Genomic DNA, 21,592 nt, shown 5'->3' on the forward strand with positions numbered 1-21,592 from the left:
AAATTACGAGATATCGAACTTCTTGATCTTCTTGTAGAGCGTGCTGCGCGCCACACCGAGTATCGGGCCGGCCTTGTCCACATCGCCTCCGCAAGCGTGCAGCACCGCCGCGATGTGGCGCTTCTCCGCTTCGTCGATGGAAATCATTGGCGTGGCTCCCGCCGCGGCCGGGCTACGTTCCTTTCGCGGTGCGAAATCCGAAGAAGTGAGGACGTCGTCCTGTGCCACATGCACGGCGCGGTAGATGGCGTTGCGCAACTCCCGGACATTACCCGCCCAGGAGGCCCGCTTCAGCATCTCCATCGCCTCCGTGTCGATTCCGCGCAGGGGCCGGTTGGCGTGGCTCTGCGCGAGGTTCAGAAAGTGCTCCACGAGCACCGGAATATCCGAAGGGCGTTCGCGCAGCGGAGGAATGATCACTTCAAAGGTGTTGATGCGGTGGTAGAGATCCGAGCGGAACTTGCCCTGGGCCACGAGGTCCGCCACATCCATATTGGTCGCGGCGATGAGCCGAAACGTCACCTGGATCTCGTCGCGACCGCCCAGGCGGCGAAAGGATCCGTCTTCCAGTACGCGGAGCAGGCGGGCCTGATTTTCCAGGGAGAGATCGCCGATTTCATCCAGAAACAGCGTGCCGCCCTGGGCCTGTTCCACCAGACCGATCCGGCGGCCCGCCGCACCCGTGAAGGCCCCCTTTTCATGACCGAAGAGCTCGCTTTCCAAGAGTTCGGGTGGAATGGCGGCGCAGTTCACCGCGATACAGGGACCGTCGGAGACGGGGGAGAGGCGGTGCACGTAGCGCGCGGCCAGTTCCTTGCCCGTGCCGCTCTCGCCAAGGATCAACACGCTCAATCGCGAGCCCGCCGCCTGCTTGAGCTGGGTGCGCACCTCCGCCATGGCGCGACTGGTACCCACGAGTTCGCCCGCGTCGGCCTGGGAGGCGCGGAGCCGTTCGTTTTCTATAACCAGTCCCGCAGTGTGCTCCGCGGATACAATGCACGGCGCGAGCAGGCGGCCGAGGGCCACCAGATACTGCAGGTCGTCTTCTTCGTAGACCCCGTTCGGGGTTTCCGTCACCACGGCGAGCGCGCCGATGGATTTGCCGCCGACCGAAAGGGGAGCCGCCATCGACGTACGCACCTGGCGCGAACCTGGCACGCCCGAAGCCTCCGGCACCAGGAGGCCGCGGTTTTCCGTGAAGGCCTGCACCATCAGGCGCATGGATTTCTCAAAGGCGGGCCCCTCCTCCGCGTCGCTGCCGGGCAGGATGCGAAATCCCGTCCCCGAAAAGCGCAGGCGCGCCGCCCACGCGGCCTGGGGGTGAAATCGTTCGTCCACCGCCCGGCGGATGCAGCGGGCCATGTCATCGACCCCCGTTGCTTCGCTGAAAACCAGCGCCAGATTAAAGAGTTCCACCAGATCTTGCAGCGATTCGATCCGGCGCGACACGTCGTGGCCCTTCTGGGGACCGCCGAAATACACGGCGTCCTCCACGCCCAGCACGTGCGTTTTCAAATCGGGGGTCTGGGGGGAGAAGGAGCCCGAACTCTGGGCGGCACTGCTGATTAGAAGGGTCGTAAAACCCACGGTGAGCGAATCCCCCGGGCGGATCGTCGTATCCTGGGTCACCACGTCCCCATTCAGCAGGGTCACGCTCCGGTCGCTCAAATGGCGCAGGTGCAACACGCCGCCCTCAACACAGAGCTCGCACTGGTTGCGCGAAACCGCCGAATCGCCCGCGATGACCACGTCGCAATCCGAAGAACGTCCCAGGCGGTAGAACCCTTCGGTCAGGGCCCACGTGGCGCCCCGCGACGCGCCCTGCTGTACCGTAACATGAAACATGCTGAACTCCGCTTGCCTGGCCCGTCGCGCTCGGGTGCCCTGCGCACCCACCCGGGGGCCACTTCCAGGTTACCCGTGCTACGCTGCGGCGCCATGGTAGCACATTTGTCTCTATTTGGAAACTTTTGGGTCTCCAAATTGAGATTAGGCTCGTTTTAGAGACAGGTCGTGCTGCGTCCGGCTCGGGCATCGGAATCATCTAAGGCAATTCTTATCAATAGGTTAGGTGTATTTGTCAGCCGCGCATGATTCTTGGCAAGCGAATTGCTTAATCCACTCCGTGGTCAACAATGATCGTGCAAGCCACGAAAGAGATCGTGAAAAAATAAACGTTGAGGAAAATACCATGAAGAGTTCCCTGCTCCCCACAACGCAGCCCGCCCGCGAGCATACCCCCCGGCCTGCGGCGTACAGGACCCAGCGCACCCGCTCCATCCTGCCCGGCGAGACCGTCTATCTCGACGGAAACGCATTGCTCAATCCCACAGCCATGGGCAGCGGGGTTCAGTTCGCGTGGCGCTTCGCACGGGTGCCGGAAGGAAGCCGGGCCCTGTTGATGAAGGCGGACACCTGTCGGGCAAGCTTCGTACCCGATGTCGCGGGACGCTATCTCGTGCGCCTCGAAGCACGCACCCCGGCGGGCGCGCTGCGCTTCGTCAAAGAGGTGCGCGTGAGCCGCGATGAGATGACTCCGGTGGCCGTCGCCAAGGCAGAATCCGCCCTCGTGATGACCGGTGCGCCGATCCGGCTCAGCGCGGCCTCCACCGAGAATCCCGTAGCGGGAAGCCTGTCATACGACTGGCGGATCACGTCGGCCCCCGCCGGCAGCATCGCCATGCTGAGTTACGCCGCCTCCGAAGACCCGATGATTTTTCCCGACCTGGAAGGTCGCTACGAGGTGTCCCTCTCCGTGCGTAACGCCGCGGGCATGGGCACGACCGACACGGTGAGCATCAACGTGGTATCGCCCCGCTCCCTGACCAGGTTGACCGAGGTGAGTGCCGCCACCGGGCCCGACGGGCTCAATTTTGGCCGGACCTATTCCGCCGCCGAATTGAACGCGCTGGTGCGCGCGGTGCGGATTACCACCCGCCGCCCCGGGGCCGACCGCACCGGCGCCCAACCGGAGATCGGCGGACAGGATACCCACCGCACCGAGGCCTCCCGCGGCGCGACTTCGCCCCGCTTCGCCTCGTTGGTGGGGCACATTCGCATGTTGCTTCGCGACGGCGTGGATTCCATAGCCCGGCAAGTGGAGTCCTCCCATGACTTCCACCAGCCGGCGGTTTCCCGCCGTTAATACACCCCCCGGCGCTCCGTGGAACCTCCCGCCGCGGAGCGCCACCCTCTTTTTACGCTCCGCGCGCCAGCAGGGCCTCCGATTCGGCCTTGAGCGCCTGCAGGCTCTCATCCGCACCGGGCGACAGCGCGTCCATCACAGCAACGGCCTGGTCGTGTAGCTCCCGGGCTTTCTCCAGACTGCCGAGTTCCACATGGCATCGCGCCGCGCTAAACAGATCCTGGACGTGGGCCGGGCCTTTCGTCTCAAGCGTTATGGCGCGCATCAGCGCATCAAGCGCGGGTTGGAATTCTTTCCGCACCAGGCGCACCGCCGCGAGGGCCCGCCACGAAGTGGGGGCGTCGGACCGACTTGTGGTTGCATCCGTCGCGAGGGTCAGTGCGAGCTCGGGGTTCGCGCAATTTCCCGCGACGCCCTCCGCCAGTGCGAGGGTAACCTTTTCCAGTGAATCGGCGGAGAGCGCAATCGCCTGATTGAAATCCTGCACCGCCGCGTCGCACTGGCCCAATCGCTGTTCCGTGCGACCACGCCGGTACGCGATGTCGGCGGCCAGGGGATGAAAGTTTTTCAGGCTTGGATAGGTCGCCATCAGCTCGTCCAGGCGGGCGCTGCCGGTATCGAAGGCTTCCACGCCCTTCTCCATCTGCCCCGAGTTGGCCAGGGCCTGGCCGTAATTGTTCAGGAAGCGCGCGTAGGTCTCGTAAAACTGGGGCACCCCCGGCGAGTGGGACAACACCCTTTCATACATGGCGCGGGCCCGCTCCAGGTGATCGAGGGCCTCGGTGGTGTTCCCCGCCAGGTCGTGGAGGCTGCCGATGCGGTTGAGGCTGAGGGCGGCGCCGTACATGTAATCGATCGACTCGCTGTCTTCCTCCAGCAGGTCGCTCCACAGGGCGAGGGCGCGCTGGTGGGCCGCCATGGCGCGTTCGCGCGACACCGGTTCCACCATGTGCCCCAGGAGGTGGTAGTCAATCGCGAGGTCATTACGGATGGCCCGGATTTGGGGATACTTCACCGCCAGGGACTCGGTCAGCTCTATCGCCCGTTGGCCGAGCTCAAAGGCGCGTTTGGGATCCATCCGGATCGAGTTGATGGCGTTCGGGCCGCCGGTGGCGCCCGCATGCCAGACCCCCTCGGCCATGCGACCGAGATCCTCGGGCCGGGTCTCGGTGCGCAAGATCTCCGCCAGCAATTCCAGGCCGTCGGCGTAGGCATCGAACCACGTGGCGTCCTCCAGTTGCATGAGCATGGCCGCCATGGTGAAGTAGGTCCACGCCATGTCGCCCCGGAGCGCGGGCACGTCGCGATAGGCATCGACAAATTGCTGGTGATATTGAAGCGACGACTTGATCAGGCTGGTGCGCAGGGGGGCGTAGGAGGGGTCATAGACCAGCGAACTGCGCCCCATCTTGACGAAAAACTCGTCCACAGCACCCCGGGCGATCTGCAAATTCTCCTCCGCCCGCTCTCGCTCGCGGTGGGCCTCCTGTGAGCGGGATTCGGCCTCGGAACGCAGATCGGCTTCCACCGAAGCCCGCTGAGTTTCCCGGATGGCGTAAAGGGTCAAGAGCACACTGATGGCGACGCCGGTGGCCGCCACCGCGACAAGCCGGATGCGGCGGATGCGCGCGAGGGCCGCCGTGTCCTGGGCCTGCTGGAGCGTTTCACGGATTCGATCCTCCCGCTCCCGTTCCGCCCGGCGCTCCTTGAGGTGGAGCAGGCGTTCGGCCAGCTCCGATGCGCTTTGCAGCCGGTGCGATATATCCCGATCAACGCAGGCGGCCACGTCCTCGCGAACCAGGGGATCCTCGATGTCCCGCTCCCAACCGGGGGCCAGGGCGCGGGCAAAGTCCCCCGCGGCGGCCTGGTAGAGGAGCACACCCAGGGCGTATACGTCGGACTGCATCGTGGCGCCCTTGCCCTCAATGAGCTCGGGGGCCATGTACATGCGGGTACCCGCTCCAGAGGTGCTGCCCGAGGACCCGTCGATTGCTTCCGTAAGTCCCGTGGCTGTGATTCCTTTTTCCGCAAGCAGATGGCGATCCGTGAGATACCCGATTCCGAAATCCGTGAGCACGGCTTGTGGTCCGTTCTCCTCGCCCTGAGCGATGAGCACGTTCGAGGGCTTGATGTCTTTATGCAGAATCCCCACGGAATGGGCGGCGGCCACGGCCCGCGCCACCTGGGCCACTATGTCCAGGCGGGTCTCCAGCGGCAGCGCGCCGATGCCGCCCTGGGTCTCGGCCCACTGGGCGAGATCGCCCGCCTGGGTATACTCCGATTCCAGGTAATAGGGCGCGCGCTCAAACTGCCAGTCGATAATCTGGGCGATGTCCTTCCGGTCGCCCAGTGATTGCTTCAGCAGGCGAAAGAGGATCACCTCCCGCTTCAGCCCCCGGATCCGCTCCACGTCCCGGCAGAATTTAAAAACACGTTTCGAATCGGTCTTGCGGTGGGCGGCGAGCCACACTTCGCCGAATCCGCCTTCGCCCAGGCGCTCGTCAAGGCGCCAGTTTGGCCGGCCCAGCACGGATTCGCCCGCCACCGGTACCCAGTCGCGGGCCGCGTGGGCGCTCTCGTCCGTGGCATCCGCCTGAAAGGTTAGCAGTAGCGCGATATCGCCCGCGCTCCGCAGCCGGAGCGCCGCGTTTTTCTCCAGGCAACGCCGGAGGACGACATAGGCTTCCGGCGGGAGGTCGGGGGGGAGCAGCTCCCAATCCGGTTCCGAACGCAGTATCGCGGCGACGGTGTCGGTGGCCGTGTCGCCGTGGAAGGGGAGCTGGCCCGTGAGGGCCTGGTACAGGCAGCATCCAAAAGCCCAGATATCGGCGCGCTCATCGATCTGACCGCCCCGGACCTGCTCGGGGCTCATGTAGGCCGGCGTGCCTATCAACAGGCCGTTGGTCGTCTCCAGGGCGTCGGGTGTGGCCCCCGGAATCTGCGTGTCGGCGTCCGATTCCAGGTTGGCCACCGCGGCCGTCTTGGCTATGCCGAAGTCGATGACAGTTGCGGTGCCGTTCGATCCGACTTTGATGTTGCCGGGCTTCAGATCCCGGTGGACGATTCCCTTCTGGTGGGCGGCTTCCAGAGCCCGCGCGATTTGGGCGAAGAGGGCGACGGCCCGGTCGGCGGTCAGGGGGGCCCGGCGGATGGCTTCCCCCAGGGTTTCCCCTTCGATAAGCTCGAGCACCAGCACGTGTGCGCCGTCGACCTCAAGGACGTCGTGCAGGCCGCCGATATTGGGATGGTTCAGGGACGCCAGAACGGAGGCTTCCCGGCGGAAGCGGGCGATTCGGTCCGGTTCGAGGGCGTAGGAGGGGGGCAGCAGCTTCAGGGCGACTTCGCGACCGATCCGGGTGTCGCGGGCGCGGTAAACGACGCCCATGCCCCCTTCCCCCAGCCGACCCAGAATCTCGAAGGGTCCGATGCGCTCACCGAAGTTGTACCTCATCGTCAATCCTCAATTGCCCCGGAATCGTCTGGATGCGCCGTCCGCACGCGAAATTGCGGGCGACCTGATCGCGGTGATTTGGCGGGGCTTGCCCACGGGAATCATACTGCATCGGAGGGGCTTCTTACCATGACGCCGGGGCGGTGCCCGCGCCCGTCCGGTCGCGTTCCGCGCCCTCGAAAACGAGGGCGCGTCGAGCCCCCCGACGGGCCGTTTGGGGGTGTCCATTTTGCTTTGGACATCCGCCGGGTGCTATGCTATGGCGGAGTCGTACAGGGTGCAAAACGCATCCTGTATTCTGGCATCTTGAGGTCGGGAAGCGGTGCCGGGAGGCTCAACCATTCAAACGCAGTTGCCGGGTTGGTTGTGACGTCAATCCGCATTGAATCTTCGGAACCGACCTGTCTCCGCTCCAAGGTGTGTGTGTGAACCCTCAGGAACCCTCAGTGATATTCTGGCCAATAGGCGTGTATTTCGCGGCCGTACTCTGCCTGGTGATCGGCATGATCGGCGCCTCGTACTTTCTGGGGCAGAAAATTCGTGATCGCGCCGACGCCCAGCCCTACGAGTCGGGGATTTCCTCCACCGGCACCGCCCGCGTGCGCCTTTCGGCGGACTTCTACCTCTACGCCATGTTTTTCGTTATTTTTGACCTTGAGTCGGTCTTCGTCTATTCCTGGTGCATCGTGGTGCGGGAGGCGGGCTGGGTGGGCTACGCTCAGGTATGCGTTTTCGTCGGTGTCGTTCTGGCCTCCCTCGCCTATCTCTGGCGTCTGGGGGCCCTGGAGTCGAAACGGTAACACCGCCTCGCCGGTGTTGCCCTGGGAGAATAACCCCTATGGACTGGTCGCTCAGCAAGCCTTCGGAAGAAGCCCTGGGTGCGTCGCCCGCCGCCATGAAGGCGGTGCAGGACAGCCTTGTCCTTACGCGGCTGCAAGACCTGATCTCCTGGGGGCGGAAAAACTCCGTGTGGCCCTTTAACTTCGGCCTCTCCTGCTGTTTCGTGGAAATGGCCACCAGCCTCACCAGCAAGTACGATCTGGCCCGTTTCGGCTCGGAAGTGATCCGCGCCACGCCCCGCGAGGCCGACGTCATGGTCGTCGCCGGTACCGTATTTATCAAAGTCGCGCCGGTGATCAAGCAGCTCTACGAGCAGATGATGGAACCCCGCTGGGTCATTTCCATGGGGTCCTGCGCCAATTCCGGCGGCATGTATGATATTTACAGCGTCGTCCAGGGCGTGGACAAATTCCTGCCCGTGGATGTGTACGTGCCTGGATGTCCGCCTCGTCCCGAGGCTTTCATGGAGGGTCTCCTCCTTCTTCAGGACACCATCGGTAAGGAACGCCGCCCCTTGAGCTGGGCCGTCGGCCCCCAGGGGGTCATCCAGCCCGAGCGGCTCTGCCAACGGGATCTGAAACGGGACGCCCGGATGAAGGCGACCGACCTGGCCCGACCCGATACCATCTGATACCCCGTTTCGGCAAGCACCCAAAACTCCCACTGACCCGAATTTCAGGTTTACCCGGCCAAGCTCATGGACAGTACCACCACCATAACGGAAGAATTGCAGCAACGCTTCGGCGCCGACTCGCTGGTCGTTCAGGAAACCCGCGACGGCATCCCGACGCTCTGGGTGAGCGCGCAACTGCTGCTCCCCGTCCTGATGTGGCTCAAGAACGACGCCGCGAAACCCTATCGGCTGCTTTACGATCTGTTCGGTATCGACGAGCGCGTGCGTCTGGATCGGGAGCAGCACTCCTATGGCGATCTCACGGTGGTCTACCACCTGTTGTCCTTTGAGCGCAACGCGGACATCCGCCTCAAGGTCGCCATTCCAATCGATCTGCCCGTGGTTCCGTCGGCGACCTCGCTGTGGCCCAATGCCAACTGGTATGAGCGCGAGGCCTGGGACATGTACGGCATTCGCTTCGAAGGTCACCCCAACCTCCGCCGTATCCTCATGCCCAATACCTGGACGGGTCACCCGCTTCGCAAGGATCACCCGGCGCGCGCCACGGAAATCGAGCCTTTCCAGTTGCCCGATGAGAAGCAGGCCCGCGAGCAGGAAGCCATGCAGTTCAAGCCCGAAGAGTGGGGCCTGAAGCGCGGCACGGAAGATTTCGACTACATGTTCCTGAACCTGGGACCCCACCATCCGGGTACCCATGGTCTCCTGCGTATTATTCTTCAGTTGGACGGCGAGGAAATCGTCGAGGCCATCCCCGACATCGGCTACCACCACCGCGGTGCCGAGAAAATGGGCGAACGCCAGACCTGGCACAGCTTTATTCCGTATACCGACCGCATTGACTACCTCAGCGGCGTGATGAACAATCTGGCCTATCTCTTGTCCGTGGAGCAGCTTGCGGGCATTCAAGTGCCCGCCCGCGCCCAGACCATCCGCGTGATGATGTCGGAGCTCTTCCGCATCGCCAGCCACCTGGTGTGGTACGGAACCTTCGCCCAGGATATCGGCGCACTGTCGCCCACCTTCTTCATGTTCAATGACCGCGAGTTGATCCTCGGCATCGTCGAAGCCATCTGCGGCGGGCGCATGCACCCGAGCTGGTTCCGCATCGGCGGCGTGGCCCACGACCTGCCCCAGGGTTGGCAGAAGCCGATCAAAGAGTTTATTGCCTACTTCCCCCAGCGCCTGAAAGACTACGACACGGCGTTGATGAAAAATCGTATTTTCAAGGCGCGCACCCAGGGTGTGGGCGGATATTCACTTAAAGAAGCCATCGACTGGGGTGTGACGGGCCCCGGCCTTCGCGCCTGCGGCTCCGACTGGGACCTGCGCAAGACGCGTCCCTACTCGGGTTTCGAGAATTATGAATTCGACGTGCCCACCGCCGTAAAAGGCGATTGCTATGATCGCGCGGTGGTGCGCATCGAAGAGATGCGCCAGAGCCTGCGGATCATCGAGCAGTGTGTGAACAACATGCCCGAGGGCCACTACAAGTCCGATCACCCGCTGACCACACCGCCGCGCAAAGAGCGGACGATGCACGATATCGAGACGCTGATCACCCACTTCCTGAATGTGAGTTGGGGCCCCATCATCCCCGCGGGTGAAGGCTTCTACGGCATCGAAGGCAGCAAGGGCAGCTACGGCTATCATCTGATCAGCGACGGCAACACCATGTCGTACCGCACCCGTATTCGCACCCCTTCGTTCCCCCACATGCAGATGCTGCCGCTCCTGAGCCGCGGCGTCGGCGTCTCGGACCTTCTTTCCATCCTCGGCAGCATGGATTACGTGCTTGCCGACGTTGATCGATAGCCGACTTATGAAAGCACCGTGACCCCATGTTGCCCCAGGAAATACAAGACGAGATAAACCACCACATCCACGAGCCCGCGCACAAGCAGGCGGCGTGTACGGAGGCCCTGCGCATCGTGCAGGAGCACCGCGGCTGGATCGACGACGACAGCATCCGCGAGATTGCCGAGTTCCTGGACATGTCGGTCGAAGAACTGGACAGTGTGGCCACATTTTACAATCTCATCCACCGCCGCCCGGTGGGCCGCCACGTTATTCGCATCTGCTCCAGCGTCAGTTGCTGGGTCATGGGCTACGACGCGCTCCGCGAGGCGCTGCTCAAGCGCCTGGGTGTTGCTCTCGGCGAGACGACCCCCGATGGGCGCTTTACCCTTATTCCGAATCAGTGCCTGGGCACCTGTGATCGCGCGCCGGCCTTACTGATCGGCAAGGACCTGTACCAGAACGTCGATCCCGCCGGTATCGACGAAATCCTGAACCGCTACGTGTAAGAAGCCGCCGTGAACGAAACGCCCCTTACCAAAAACATCAAGCCCGGCCAGGCGCCACCGCCCATCGCGGACTATGAACGCGCGGGTGGCTACGCCGCCGTACGCTCCGCCCTCGCCACCATGCAGCCCGCCGATGTGACCGCGCGCGTGAAAGACGCCAACATGCGCGGGCGCGGCGGCGCGGGTTTCCCCACCGGCATCAAGTGGTCCCTCGTGCCCATCGGCCCCGATGCGCCCAAGCCCAAGTACCTTGTGGTCAATGCCGACGAAATGGAGCCGGGCACCTTCAAGGACCGCGTGTTGCTGGAAGGCGATCCCCACCAGTTGCTGGAAGGCATCTTTCTGGCCTCCTACGCCATCGAGGCCAACATCGCCTATATCTTTCTACGGGGCGAATACACGCTGGCCCAGGAGCGCATCACCAACGCCATCAATGAGGCGTATGCCAAGGGTTACTTCGGGAAGAACATCCTCGGCTCGGGCTATGACCTCGACGTCTACCTTCACATGAGTATTGGTCGCTATATATGCGGCGAGGAAACCGCCCTGCTCAACGCCCTCGAAGGCAAGCGCGCCAATCCCCGCTCGAAGCCGCCCTTTCCCCAGATCAGCGGCCTGTGGGGCAAGCCCACGATCGTGAACAACGTCGAGACGCTTTGCAACATCCCGCACATCATCAACAACGGCACCGAATGGTTTAAGAGCATCAGCCGCACGCCCAACGGCGGCACCAAGCTTTTTGGCGTCAGCGGCAAGGTGAAGCGCCCCGGCCTGTGGGAACTTCCCCTCGGCGTAACCATCGGCGAGATTCTTGATCTGGCCGGTGGAATGCAGGATGGTCTCGAGTTGCGTGGGATCATCCCCGGCGGCGCGTCCACCGATTTCCTCGGACCGGAACATCTCGACTTGCAGATGGACTTCGATACCGTGGGCAAGGCCGGCAGCCGCATGGGCACCGGAACCATGATTATTCTGGATGACAAGACCTGCCCCGTGGGCATGGTCCGAAATCTGATTCAGTTCTTCGCCCACGAATCCTGCGGCTGGTGTACCCCCTGCCGCGATGGACTCCCCTGGCTCGACAAGGTCCTGGTGGCCATCGAGAAGGGCGAAGGCAAGATGGAAGACCTGGACATGATCATGCGCCACACCCGCTGGCTCGGGCCGGGCATGACTTTTTGCGCACTGGCGCCCGGCGCGATGTCGCCCCTGGGCAGCGCACTGAAGCGTTTTCGGGACGACTTCGAGCGGCACATCCGCGAGAAGAAGTGTCCCTGGAGTTAATCGATGGCGACCATTTACATCGACGGCAAGCCCTACGAGACCTCGGACGGGCAGAACCTGCTGGAAGCCTGCGTGGAGCTGGGCGTCAACGTGCCCTATTTCTGCTGGCACCCCGCCCTCGGTTCCGTGGGCGCGTGCCGCCAGTGCGCCGTGACGCAATACAAGGACGAGAACGACAAGCAGGGACGCGTCGTCATGTCCTGCATGACCCCCGTGGCCGACGGCATGCGCATCGGCGTCGAAGACCAGGACTCGAAGGAGTTCCGGGGCAATATCATCGAGTGGATGATGACGAACCACCCCCACGATTGCCCGGTCTGCGACGAAGGCGGCGAATGCCATCTTCAGGACATGACCCTGATGACGGGCCACAATTATCGAGATTACCGCTTCGAGAAGCGCACCTTCCGGAACCAGAATCTGGGGCCCTTCATCAACCACGAGATGAACCGCTGCATCCAGTGCTACCGCTGTGTCCGCTATTACAAAGATTATGCGGGCGGAACCGATCTGGATGCCTTTGCCAACGGCAACCGCACCTATTTCGGTCGCCACGAAGACGGAACCCTCGAAAGCGAATTCAGCGGCAACCTGGTCGAAGTTTGCCCCACGGGCGTATTCACCGACAAGACCCTGAAGCAACACTATGCCCGCCGCTGGGACTTCACGACCGCGCCGTCGGTCTGCGTTCACTGCGCGCTCGGTTGCAACATCACGCCCGGTGAGCGCTATGGCAAGCTCCGCCGTATCCGCAATCGCTACAACGGCGAAGTGAACGGTTATTTCCTTTGCGACCGTGGCCGCTATGGCTACGAGTACGTGAACAGCGACGAGCGCCCCCAGATGCCCCTCCTGCGCAAGGCGGGCGAAGCGGAGCAGGTGCAGGTGGATCGCGACGAGGCCCTGGCGCATATCGCGGGACTCATCGGGAAGGGCGCCAAGGTCATCGGCATCGGATCGCCCCGCGCCTCGCTGGAGTCGAACTTTGCGCTCCGCACCCTCGTTGGAGCGAAGAACTTTTACAAAGGCATGTCGAAAAATGACAGCGCCATCATCGCCTCCATCGTAAGCATCCTCCGTGACGGCCCGGTCCGCTCGCCCGGACTCGGTGAGCTTCCCCGTTTCGACGCCACCTTTGTGCTCGGCGAGGACCTGACCAATGTGGCTCCCGTGGCGGCCCTCAACATCCGCCAGACGGTGCTGAACCGCCCGAAGGCCATTGCCCGCAAGCTGGGCATCGCCGACTGGAACGCCCTCGCGGTGAAAGAGGCCGTGGACACCGAGCGGGGTCCCCTGTACATCGCCACACCCGCGGGCGGCAAGCTCGACGACGTTGCGACAAAGACCTATCATGCCCCGCCCTTCGAAATCGCGCGCCTCGGCTTTGCCGTGGCTCACGCCATCGATTCGGAATGTCCCCAGCCGGAGGGAATTTCGCCCGAAGTGGCTGAACTCGCGGAGATCATCGCCCGCGATCTGATGGCGGCCGACAAGCCCCTCGTGGTTTCCGGCCCCTCGGGCCGAAGCCAGGCCACGGTCCATGCCGCGGCGAACGTGGCCTGGGCCCTGCACCGCAAGGGCCGCACGCCCGGCATCTACTATACCGAAAATGAGTGCAACACCGTGGGCCTGGGGCTCCTCGGCGGCGGCAACCTGGACGACGCCATCGACGCCGTCCTGAGCGGCGCGGCCGACACGGTGGTGATAGTGGAGAATGACCTCTATCGCCGCGCGGATCATGCCCGCGTTGACGCGCTCCTCGGCACGGCAAAGCATGTCATCGTAATCGATCACACCCGCACCGAGACGGCGAAAAAAGCCGAAGTGGTGCTGCCCGCCGCGACCTTTGCCGAAGGCGACGGCACGCTGGTCAACAATATCGGCCGCGCCCAGCGCATCACGGAAGTATTCGCGGCTCCCGGCCAGATTCGAGAGTCGTGGCGTTGGATCCGTCGTATGCGCGCGGTTGCCGGACTCGGGACCATGAAGGAATGGTCCACCCTGGACGATTTCCTTTCCACCCTGGCCGATGCGGTGCCCGCCTTCTCTCGAATTCTCGACGTGTCGCCCTCGGCCTCGTTCCGCGTCGGCGGCCAGCGCATCCCGCGCCAGTCCCACCGGTTCAGCGGGCGCACGGCCATCAAGGCGAACGAGCACGTGAGTGAGACGAAGATCTGGGAAGATCCCGATTCGCCCATGTCCTTCTCCATGGAAGGCTTCCAGCACATGACGCCCGCGGCCCTGGTGTCGTCCTTCTGGCTGCCCGGCTGGAACTCGGCCCAGTCGATCACGCGCTTTCAGGAGGAGGTAAACGGTCCCCTCGAAGGCGGCGATCCAGGCATACGCCTGATCGAGCCCGCGGCGGAAAGCACCGCCCGCTACTTCAAGGACATCCCCCATGAGCACAGCGTGGCCGATGGGCAGTTCCTCACCGTGCCGCTCCATCATATTTACGGATCCGAAGAACTGAGCGCCCTTTCGCCCGCCGTGGCCGAGCGCACACCCAAACCCTATGTTGCCCTCAGTCCCGCCGACGCCGGACGCCTCGGCGTGTCCGTGGGCGATACCGTCGAGGTGACCCTGGGGGATGACACCCTGGTCTTGAATGCCGAAATCAACCCGACGCTGCAGGCCGGCGTGACGGGCCTGCCCTGGGGCTTGCCCGGCATGCCCTATCTCGACCTGCCCCGGGCCGCCACGGTGCGAAAGGCGATCGCGCAATGAGTGCAATGATTCAGCCCATGTTCAACATCGTCTTCGTGCTTGGGGCGCTCATGACCACGGCGAGCGGCCTTATCTGGCTGGAGCGTCGCCTGCTGGCGCTGTGGCAGGACCGCTACGGTCCCAACCGCGTGGGCCCGTTCGGCTTCGGCCAGGTCATCGCGGACATGCTGAAGATTTTCACCAAGGAGGACTGGACTCCGCCCTTCGCGGACCGCGCGGTTTTCGTGCTCGCGCCGATGATCATCATGGTCACGGTGCTCATGTCTTTTGCCGTGGTGCCCTTTTCGCCCGATATTGTGGTGCTCGATCTCGATGTGGGCCTGCTGTTCTTTCTGGCCATGTCCTCCATGGGCGTGTACAGCGTGGCCTTGGCGGGTTGGGCATCCAACAACAAGTATTCGCTCCTCGGCGGCCTCCGCGCTTCCGCCCAGATGTTGGCCTACGAAGTGTTCATGGGCCTCTCCGTCATGGGCGTGGTGATGCTGGCCGGTTCCTTCAGCCTGAAAGACATCGTGGCGGCGCAGGAGGACATGTGGTTCTGCATTCCCCAGTTTCTGGGCATGTGCATCTTCATGATCGCCGGCATTGCGGAGACGCACCGCATCCCCTTCGACCTTCCGGAAGCGGAGAGCGAGCTCGTGGCCGGTTTCCACTCGGAATACTCCGGCATGAAGTTCGGCATGTTCTTCGTGGGCGAGTACATCGGCATCACCCTGATCTCCGCGCTCACGTCCACGCTCTTTCTCGGCGGCTGGCACGGCCCCTGGCTTCCGCCCCTCTTCTGGTTCATGTTCAAGACCTTTATTCTTATTTGTGGGTTCATCCTGCTGCGCGCTTCACTGCCGCGCATGCGCTACGACCAGCTCATGGCCTTCGGCTGGAAGTTGATGCTCCCCCTGGCCCTGCTTAACCTGATGGTAACCGGCGCGATCGTGCTCGCCCAGCAATAGGAACGCCATGTTCAGCATATTTCAAAGCATGTGGGTGGTATTGAAGCACACCTTCGCCAAACGCGTGACGGTGCAATACCCCGATGAGCGCCCGAAAATCGCGCCCCGCTGGCGCGGTCGTATCGTGTTGACGCGCGATCCCGACGGCGAAGAGCGCTGCGTGGGATGCCACCTGTGCGCCGTGGCCTGCCCCGTGGACTGTATCGCCCTCCAGTCGACCGAAGACGAGCACGGACGCCGCTATCCGGAATTCTTCCGCATCAATTTTTCGCGTTGCATCTTCTGCGGCTATTGCGAGGAGGCCTGCCCCACCTACGCCATACAACTTACGCCCGACTTCGAGATGTGCGAGTTCAACCGGCAAAACCTGGTTTATGAGAAGGAAGATCTTCTGATCAGCGGCCAGGGCAAATATCCGGGCTACAACTTCTACCGCGTGGCCGGTTTGGCCATCAAGGACAAGGGCAAGGGCGAAGCCGAGAATGAGGCGGCGCCCGTGGACGTGCGCAGCCTGCTGCCCTGACAAGGAATTTCCCATGAACGAGGTCTTTTACATAGCGGCTGGCGTCGCGGTCTTCTCGACCCTGCTCGCGATCACGCGCCTCAATGCCGTGCATTCGCTGCTTTATATGGTCGTGTCCCTCATGGCGGTGGCGGTCATCTTCTTCGTCCTGGGTGCGCCCTACATTGCGGCCCTGCAGGCCATCGTCTATGCCGGCGCCATCATGGTGTTGTTCATTTTCGTGATCATGATGTTGAATCAGGGGCCCGAATCCGCCAAACAGGAGCGCGCCTGGCTCAGCCCGCGGATGTGGATAGGTCCGGCGGCCATGGCCGCGGTGCTCTTTGTCGAACTGGCCCTGATTCTGCGCGGCGATGGCAATTCCCTGCCCGGCACCCGCATCGTGGAACCGAAGGAAGTGGCTCTCGCCCTCTACGGGCCCTATTTCCTGGTGGTCGAGCTTGGCTCGATGCTGCTGCTCGCGGGGCTCGTCGGCGCCTACCACCTCGGTCGGCGCCCCCCGGAACCCCCCAAGGAGGAACGCTCATGATGGCAACCATTCCCATGGAGTACGGGCTGGCACTGGCCGCCTCGCTCTTTATGCTGGGCCTGCTGGGCCTGCTGGTCCGGCGCAACATCATTTACATGCTCATGTGCGTCGAAATCATGCTCAACGCCTCCGGCCTCGCCTTTGTGGTCGCCGGGTCCCGGTGGGAGCAGCCCGACGGCCAGATCGTGTTCTTGATAATCATGACCATGGCGGCCGCGGAGGTCGCCGTCGCCCTCGCCCTGGTGCTCCGCTTCTACCAGCAATTCAAGACGCTGGACGGCGACGCGGCCAGCCTGATGCGCGGTTAATTCGAGGATACTTATCGTGTCGATACTCTGGACCATACCCGCCTTTCCCCTCGCGGGCTTTCTTATCCTCGCCCTCTTCGGCGGGGGGCTGACGCGCAAGGAATCCACGCGCATCGGCGTGGGCAGCGTGGGCCTCAGCGCCCTGGCCGCCCTCGTCGTAGCCATCGCCTTCTTCGCGGGCGGCGCGGAAGCGCGTACCCAGACCCTGTGGGAGTGGGTGGCGGCCGACGGATTCTCCTCCGCGATTTCCTTCCGCCTCGATGCCCTGTCCCTCTTGATGGTGCTGGTTGTCACCCTGATCGGCTTCCTCATTCATGTCTACTCCACGGAGTACATGGCCCACGACGACAGCTATGCGCGATTCTTTGCCTGCATGAATCTCTTCGTCGCCGCCATGCTGGTTCTCGTGCTGGCGGACAACTTCCTCTTCCTCTTCCTGGGCTGGGAGGGGGTGGGGCTGTGCAGCTATCTGCTCATCGGCTTCTGGTACAGCGATCCCGCGAACGGGAAAGCCGCTACCAAAGCCTTCCTCACCACCCGCGTGGGCGACGTGGCCCTGGTGATTGGCCTCTTCTATATCTACGCCCAACTCGGAACCCTCGACATCGCCACCGCGCTCCAGCGCGCGCCCCACGCCTGGGCCGCGGGGTCGGCCGCCGCGACCTTCGCCGCGCTCTGCCTCCTCGGCGGTGCGCTGGGCAAGTCCGGACAGTTGCCCCTTCAGGTCTGGCTGCCCGACGCCATGGCGGGTCCCACGCCTGTGAGCGCCCTGATTCACGCCGCCACGATGGTGACGGCGGGTGTTTATCTCATCGCGCGCACCCACCCGATCTTTGAGCTGGCCCCCTCCGTACAGCATTTTGTCGGCATCATCGGCGCCGCCACCCTGCTCATCGCCGGCACGTGCGCCCTCGTCCAGCGCGACATCAAGCGGGTCCTGGCCTATTCCACCATCAGCCAGATCGGCTACATGTTCCTCGCCCTCGGCGCGGGGGCCTGGTCGGCGGCCATGTTTCACTTCATGACCCACGCGATCTTCAAAGCCCTGCTCTTCATGGCGGCGGGCGCCATCATCCTGAGCCTGCACCACGAGCAGGACATGTTCAAGATGGGCGGCCTCCGGCGCCAGTTGCCCCTCGTGTTCTGGACCTTCCTCATCGGCGCATTGTCGCTCGCGGCCCTGCCCCTCGTGACCGCAGGCTTCTACAGCAAGGACATGATCCTCTGGGAAGTCTGGTCCTCGCCCCTGGGCGGGAAGGGCCTCTGGGCCGCCGGGCTTCTGGGCGCCTTTATTACCTCCCTCTATACCTTCCGCATGGTCTTCATCACCTTCTTCGGTGAGTCCAACACCCTCGTGTCATCCCTGCCCGGTCGCGCGGTGAAGATCCCCCTGGTGGTCCTGGCCGTCGGCGCGACCCTGGCCGGATTCCTGGAGTTGCCCCGCACGCTTGGACACTGGCCGGCCTTCTCCCACTATCTGGAGCATGTGCTGCCCGCGCCCGGCTTCGCCTTCGGCCCGCTGAACATCGAGCTCGCCCTTCAAGGGGCCGCGGCTTGTGTCGTGGCCGCGGGCCTGTTCATCGCCTGGGCCTGTTTTCTTCCCCGGAAGCCCGTTGTTGAGCGTCTTGCCACCTCGTCCATGGGCGGCGCGCTTCATCGCCTCCTCACGGCGGGATGGGGATTCGACGCCCTTTATCATTTTCTGCTGGTGGCCCCCTTTGGCGCATCGGCCCGTGCCAACCGCGCCGACGGCGTCGATCTGGCCTTCGTCGGCGTCGACAAGACCGTGAATGGCGTGGCCCAACTCTTTAGACTGACGCAGACTGGAAAGCTGCGGTGGTACATGGCCGGGATTGCCGCCGGTGCCATTGCGGCCACCTACCTGGTGGTGTACCGATGATACTTCTCTGGATATTTCTCCTGCCCCTCCTGGGCGGGGCGGCCGCCTGGTTCGCGGGACAACGTTTTCCCGCCCTGTCCCAGTGGGCCGGGCCCGCATCGCTGCTCCTGGCCCTCGTCCAGCTTATCGTCCTGTGGGGGCGCGCGGCGTCGCCCGAGGCCGGCTGGATCGTGTCCTGGTCCATCCCGTGGATTCCCCAGCTCGGCATGTCCCTGTCCTTCGCTCTGGACGGCCTGGCACTGATTCTGGTCATCCTCACCTGCCTTGTGGGCCTCGTGGCCCTGTTCATGGTGCGGGACGGCGCAGGCAGCCGCGCCGGCATGCGGCGATTCCTGATCCTGGCCACCCTTTCCTCCTTGATGGGCGTGTTCCTCGCGGCGGATCTGGCCCTCTTCTTCGTGTTCTACGAGATCATGCTCGTGCCGGTTTTCGCCCTGCTGTTGTTGGGCGATCACCCCAACCGCGTCCGGGCTTCCATGCGCTTCTTCATCTTCACCCAGGCTGGCGGGCTTCTGATGCTCGTCTCCATCTTCGCCCTCTTCTTTCTTCATGGTCAGGCCACGGGCGAATATACCTTCGCGACGGAAGCGCTCCTCGCCACACCACTCGGCGCGACGGCATCCAAGTGGATCTTCCTCGGCTTCTTCCTGGCCTTTGCCGTGAAATTGCCCCTCGTACCCTTTCACACCTGGCAGGCGGACGCCTATGAAGCCGCGCCGGCGGACACCACCGTGCTCCTCGCCGGGTTGATGGCCAAGGCGGCCGGTTACGGGCTGCTCCGCTTCGCGATTCCGCTCGCCCCGGAAGGCGCGGCGCACTACGCCTCCGCTATTGTACTGCTGGGCGTCATCACCGTCATCTACTGCGCCTGGATGGCCTATGGACAGAACGACCTGAAACGTATCATCGCCTACTCCAGCGCCTCACACCTGGGCTTCATTGCCCTCGGGGCTTTTTCCATGAGCCCTCTCGCCCAGCGCGGCGCCGTTCTCCAGATGTTCTGCCACGGCATCAGCGTGGCCGGCATGTTCTTCATCGCCGACCTCGTGGAACGCCAGATGAAGACGCGGGACGTTGAGAAGCTCGGCGGCCTGTGGCACACCGCGCCGCGCCTCGGCGCCGTGGCCATTGTATTCGCCATGGCGACCCTCGGACTTCCCGGCCTCGGCAATTTTGCGGGAGAATTCATGACCCTGCTGGGTACTTTCACAACCCACCCGGTCGCAGCGGGAATCGCCGCCATCGGGGCCGTACTGGCCGCAGCCTATTCCCTGCGGGTCGTACAGCGCGTCTTTTTCGGGCCCAAACCGGAGGGCGTACCCGCCTGGGACGCAACCCCCGCTCAACTCGCCCTCTGCGCCGCGCTTATCGCGGTGCTGGTCTGGCTCGGCGCCTATCCCAAACCCTTCCTTGACACCGCCTGGCAGGCGGGCGCCGCCCCGACGGCCCTGTCTTCAACCTCGGGCAGCCCCCTTTCCGGCGTGTCCGCGGATATCCAGAATGGAGAAGTTCAATGACTGGCGCAGACTTTCTCGCCCTCTCGCCGCTCCTGGTCCTCAGCGCCGCGCCCGTAGCCGTGCTACTTGCCATTGCCTGGCGGCGCAACCATAAGGTCGCCCGCGTGCTGGCCATGGGGTCCCTCGCGCTGGGCCTCCTCGCCTGCTGGGTTGCCGCGGGTGAAGCGCCCCGGCAGGTCACCAATCTCGTGCTGATAGATCACTTTGGCCTGCTGTACATGGTCATGATCCTGCTCACGACCTTTGTACTCTTCTCCATGAGCAAGACCTATTTCACCCTCCGCGAATCCCAACCGGAGGAATACTACGTGCTCCTGCTGCTTGCCACGGCGGGCGCCGGGGTCATGGCGGTGAGCACCCACTTCGCGACCTTCTACCTGGGGCTCGAACTGCTCAGCGTGTCGCTCTACGGGCTGATCGCCTATGTACGCAGCGACTTTCGCGGCACGGAAGCCAGCATCAAGTACCTGATTCTCGCCGCCGCCTCCGCCGCATTCCTGCTCTTCGGCATGGCCCTGGTCTATGCGGAACTCGGCACCATGAACATGACCGCGCTGGCCCACGCCACCATGGACCAGACCGAAAATCGGGTGGTGCTCCTCGGCGTCGCCATGATGTTCGTCAGCATTGGCTTCAAGCTTTCCATCGTGCCTTTCCACCTCTGGACCGCCGATGTGTATGAAGGCTCGCCCGCGCCGGTAACGGCCTTTGCCGCAACCATATCCAAGATTTCGATTCTCGCCGTGCTCGTTCGCTATTTCTCCGTGGACAGTGCGCCGGTGACCGAGTCGCTCGTTGCCTTTATCGCGCTGACCGCCGCCGCCTCCATGATCGCGGGGAACGTGCTCGCGCTGGTGCAGAGCAATCTCAAGCGCATGCTGGCCTTCTCCTCCATCGCCCACATGGGCTACCTCTCCATTGCCTTCATCTCGGGCGGCTCCGCGACCCACGAGACCGTGGCCCTCTATCTCCTCGCCTATACCACCGCTACCCTGGGGGCTTTTGGCGTTATCATGTGCCTGACCAGCCATTCGGCCACGGGCCGAGAAGTGGAGCGCATAGGCGACTTTCGCGGCCTCTTCTGGAGCGATCCGCTGGCGGCTTCCGTTCTCGCGGTGAGCCTGCTCTCGCTGGCGGGCATTCCCCTCACGGCCGGTTTTCTCGGCAAGTTCTATCTTCTCGCCGCCGGCGCGTCCACCAATTTCTGGTGGCTCCTGGTCGTCCTCGCCTTGACGAGCACCGTGGGCGCCTACTACTACCTCCGGGTCATCGTGCTCATGGCTTCCCGGGAAGACAGCGGCGAGGCGGTCTGCGTCAAGCGTCGCCTGCCCGTTTCCGTGCCGCGCGATGTGGTGCTGGTCGGCCTGACCCTCGCCACGCTCCTGGTCGGCATCTTCCCCGCACCCATCATTCACTTCATCCAGAGCATGAGCGCGGGCCAATAATCAAGCCCATCCCTTCTCGAATTACACAGCGCCCGGTCG

At 63.6% G+C, this 21,592-nt stretch carries 16 protein-coding genes; 14 read left to right on the forward strand and 2 right to left on the reverse strand.

Annotated features, from left to right (window positions below):
* Window positions 1–3: 3 nt before the first annotated feature.
* Complete coding sequence (locus tag JNK74_00930; GenBank protein ID MBL7644729.1) at window positions 4–1,845, reverse strand: sigma 54-interacting transcriptional regulator; 1,842 nt, start codon at window positions 1,843–1,845, stop codon at window positions 4–6.
* Window positions 1,846–2,191: 346 nt separating this feature from the next.
* Between JNK74_00930 and JNK74_00935 the strand changes: the two genes are divergently transcribed.
* Complete coding sequence (locus JNK74_00935) at window positions 2,192–3,145, forward strand: hypothetical protein (protein MBL7644730.1); 954 nt, start codon at window positions 2,192–2,194, stop codon at window positions 3,143–3,145.
* Window positions 3,146–3,197: 52 nt separating this feature from the next.
* Here JNK74_00935 and JNK74_00940 read toward each other — a convergent pair whose 3' ends face one another.
* Window positions 3,198–6,596 (reverse strand): protein kinase, encoded by a 3,399-nt coding sequence (locus JNK74_00940; protein MBL7644731.1) that lies wholly within the window; start codon window positions 6,594–6,596, stop codon window positions 3,198–3,200.
* 503 nt (window positions 6,597–7,099) lie between these two features.
* Here JNK74_00940 and ndhC point away from each other — a divergent pair.
* From ndhC to JNK74_01005, 13 genes are all read left to right on the forward strand, one after another.
* Window positions 7,100–7,396, forward strand: a complete 297-nt coding sequence (ndhC, locus tag JNK74_00945; protein ID MBL7644732.1) for an NADH-quinone oxidoreductase subunit A — start codon at window positions 7,100–7,102, stop codon at window positions 7,394–7,396.
* Between the two features lie 38 nt (window positions 7,397–7,434).
* On the forward strand, window positions 7,435–8,067 hold the full coding sequence (locus JNK74_00950) for an NADH-quinone oxidoreductase subunit B (GenBank protein MBL7644733.1): 633 nt from the start codon (window positions 7,435–7,437) through the stop codon (window positions 8,065–8,067).
* 66 nt (window positions 8,068–8,133) lie between these two features.
* A complete protein-coding gene (gene nuoC / locus JNK74_00955) occupies window positions 8,134–9,882 on the forward strand; it encodes an NADH-quinone oxidoreductase subunit C/D (GenBank protein ID MBL7644734.1) in 1,749 nt (582 codons plus the stop codon).
* A gap of 26 nt (window positions 9,883–9,908) precedes the next feature.
* The gene (gene nuoE, locus JNK74_00960) at window positions 9,909–10,373 is read left to right on the forward strand and encodes an NADH-quinone oxidoreductase subunit NuoE (GenBank protein MBL7644735.1); all 465 of its coding nucleotides are present in this window, start codon (window positions 9,909–9,911) and stop codon (window positions 10,371–10,373) included.
* Window positions 10,374–10,382: 9 nt separating this feature from the next.
* Entirely contained in the window at window positions 10,383–11,657 is a 1,275-nt protein-coding gene (gene nuoF / locus JNK74_00965) for an NADH-quinone oxidoreductase subunit NuoF (protein MBL7644736.1), read from the forward strand.
* Between the two features lie 3 nt (window positions 11,658–11,660).
* Window positions 11,661–14,381, forward strand: coding sequence for an NADH-quinone oxidoreductase subunit NuoG (gene nuoG, locus JNK74_00970; protein ID MBL7644737.1), 2,721 nt, complete (start codon window positions 11,661–11,663; stop codon window positions 14,379–14,381).
* Window positions 14,378–15,331: an NADH-quinone oxidoreductase subunit NuoH gene (nuoH, locus tag JNK74_00975; protein ID MBL7644738.1), complete on the forward strand. Its 954-nt coding sequence runs from the start codon at window positions 14,378–14,380 to the stop codon at window positions 15,329–15,331. Before nuoG ends, nuoH begins: the two co-directional genes overlap by 4 nt.
* 7 nt (window positions 15,332–15,338) lie before the next feature.
* The gene (gene nuoI / locus JNK74_00980; GenBank protein MBL7644739.1) at window positions 15,339–15,854 is read left to right on the forward strand and encodes an NADH-quinone oxidoreductase subunit NuoI; all 516 of its coding nucleotides are present in this window, start codon (window positions 15,339–15,341) and stop codon (window positions 15,852–15,854) included.
* A gap of 13 nt (window positions 15,855–15,867) precedes the next feature.
* Window positions 15,868–16,383 (forward strand): NADH-quinone oxidoreductase subunit J, encoded by a 516-nt coding sequence (gene nuoJ / locus JNK74_00985; GenBank protein ID MBL7644740.1) that lies wholly within the window; start codon window positions 15,868–15,870, stop codon window positions 16,381–16,383.
* Window positions 16,383–16,691 (forward strand): NADH-quinone oxidoreductase subunit NuoK, encoded by a 309-nt coding sequence (nuoK, locus tag JNK74_00990; GenBank protein ID MBL7644741.1) that lies wholly within the window; start codon window positions 16,383–16,385, stop codon window positions 16,689–16,691. The genes nuoJ and nuoK overlap by 1 nt, the downstream gene beginning before the upstream one ends.
* A gap of 13 nt (window positions 16,692–16,704) precedes the next feature.
* Window positions 16,705–18,591: an NADH-quinone oxidoreductase subunit L gene (gene nuoL, locus JNK74_00995; protein MBL7644742.1), complete on the forward strand. Its 1,887-nt coding sequence runs from the start codon at window positions 16,705–16,707 to the stop codon at window positions 18,589–18,591.
* Complete coding sequence (locus JNK74_01000; protein MBL7644743.1) at window positions 18,588–20,108, forward strand: NADH-quinone oxidoreductase subunit M; 1,521 nt, start codon at window positions 18,588–18,590, stop codon at window positions 20,106–20,108. Before nuoL ends, JNK74_01000 begins: the two co-directional genes overlap by 4 nt.
* A complete protein-coding gene (locus tag JNK74_01005; GenBank protein MBL7644744.1) occupies window positions 20,105–21,553 on the forward strand; it encodes an NADH-quinone oxidoreductase subunit N in 1,449 nt (482 codons plus the stop codon). The genes JNK74_01000 and JNK74_01005 overlap by 4 nt, the downstream gene beginning before the upstream one ends.
* The last annotated feature ends 39 nt before the right edge of the window (window positions 21,554–21,592 follow it).

Source organism: Candidatus Hydrogenedentota bacterium (assembly GCA_016791475.1).
Classification (GTDB): Bacteria; Hydrogenedentota; Hydrogenedentia; order Hydrogenedentales; family JAEUWI01; genus JAEUWI01.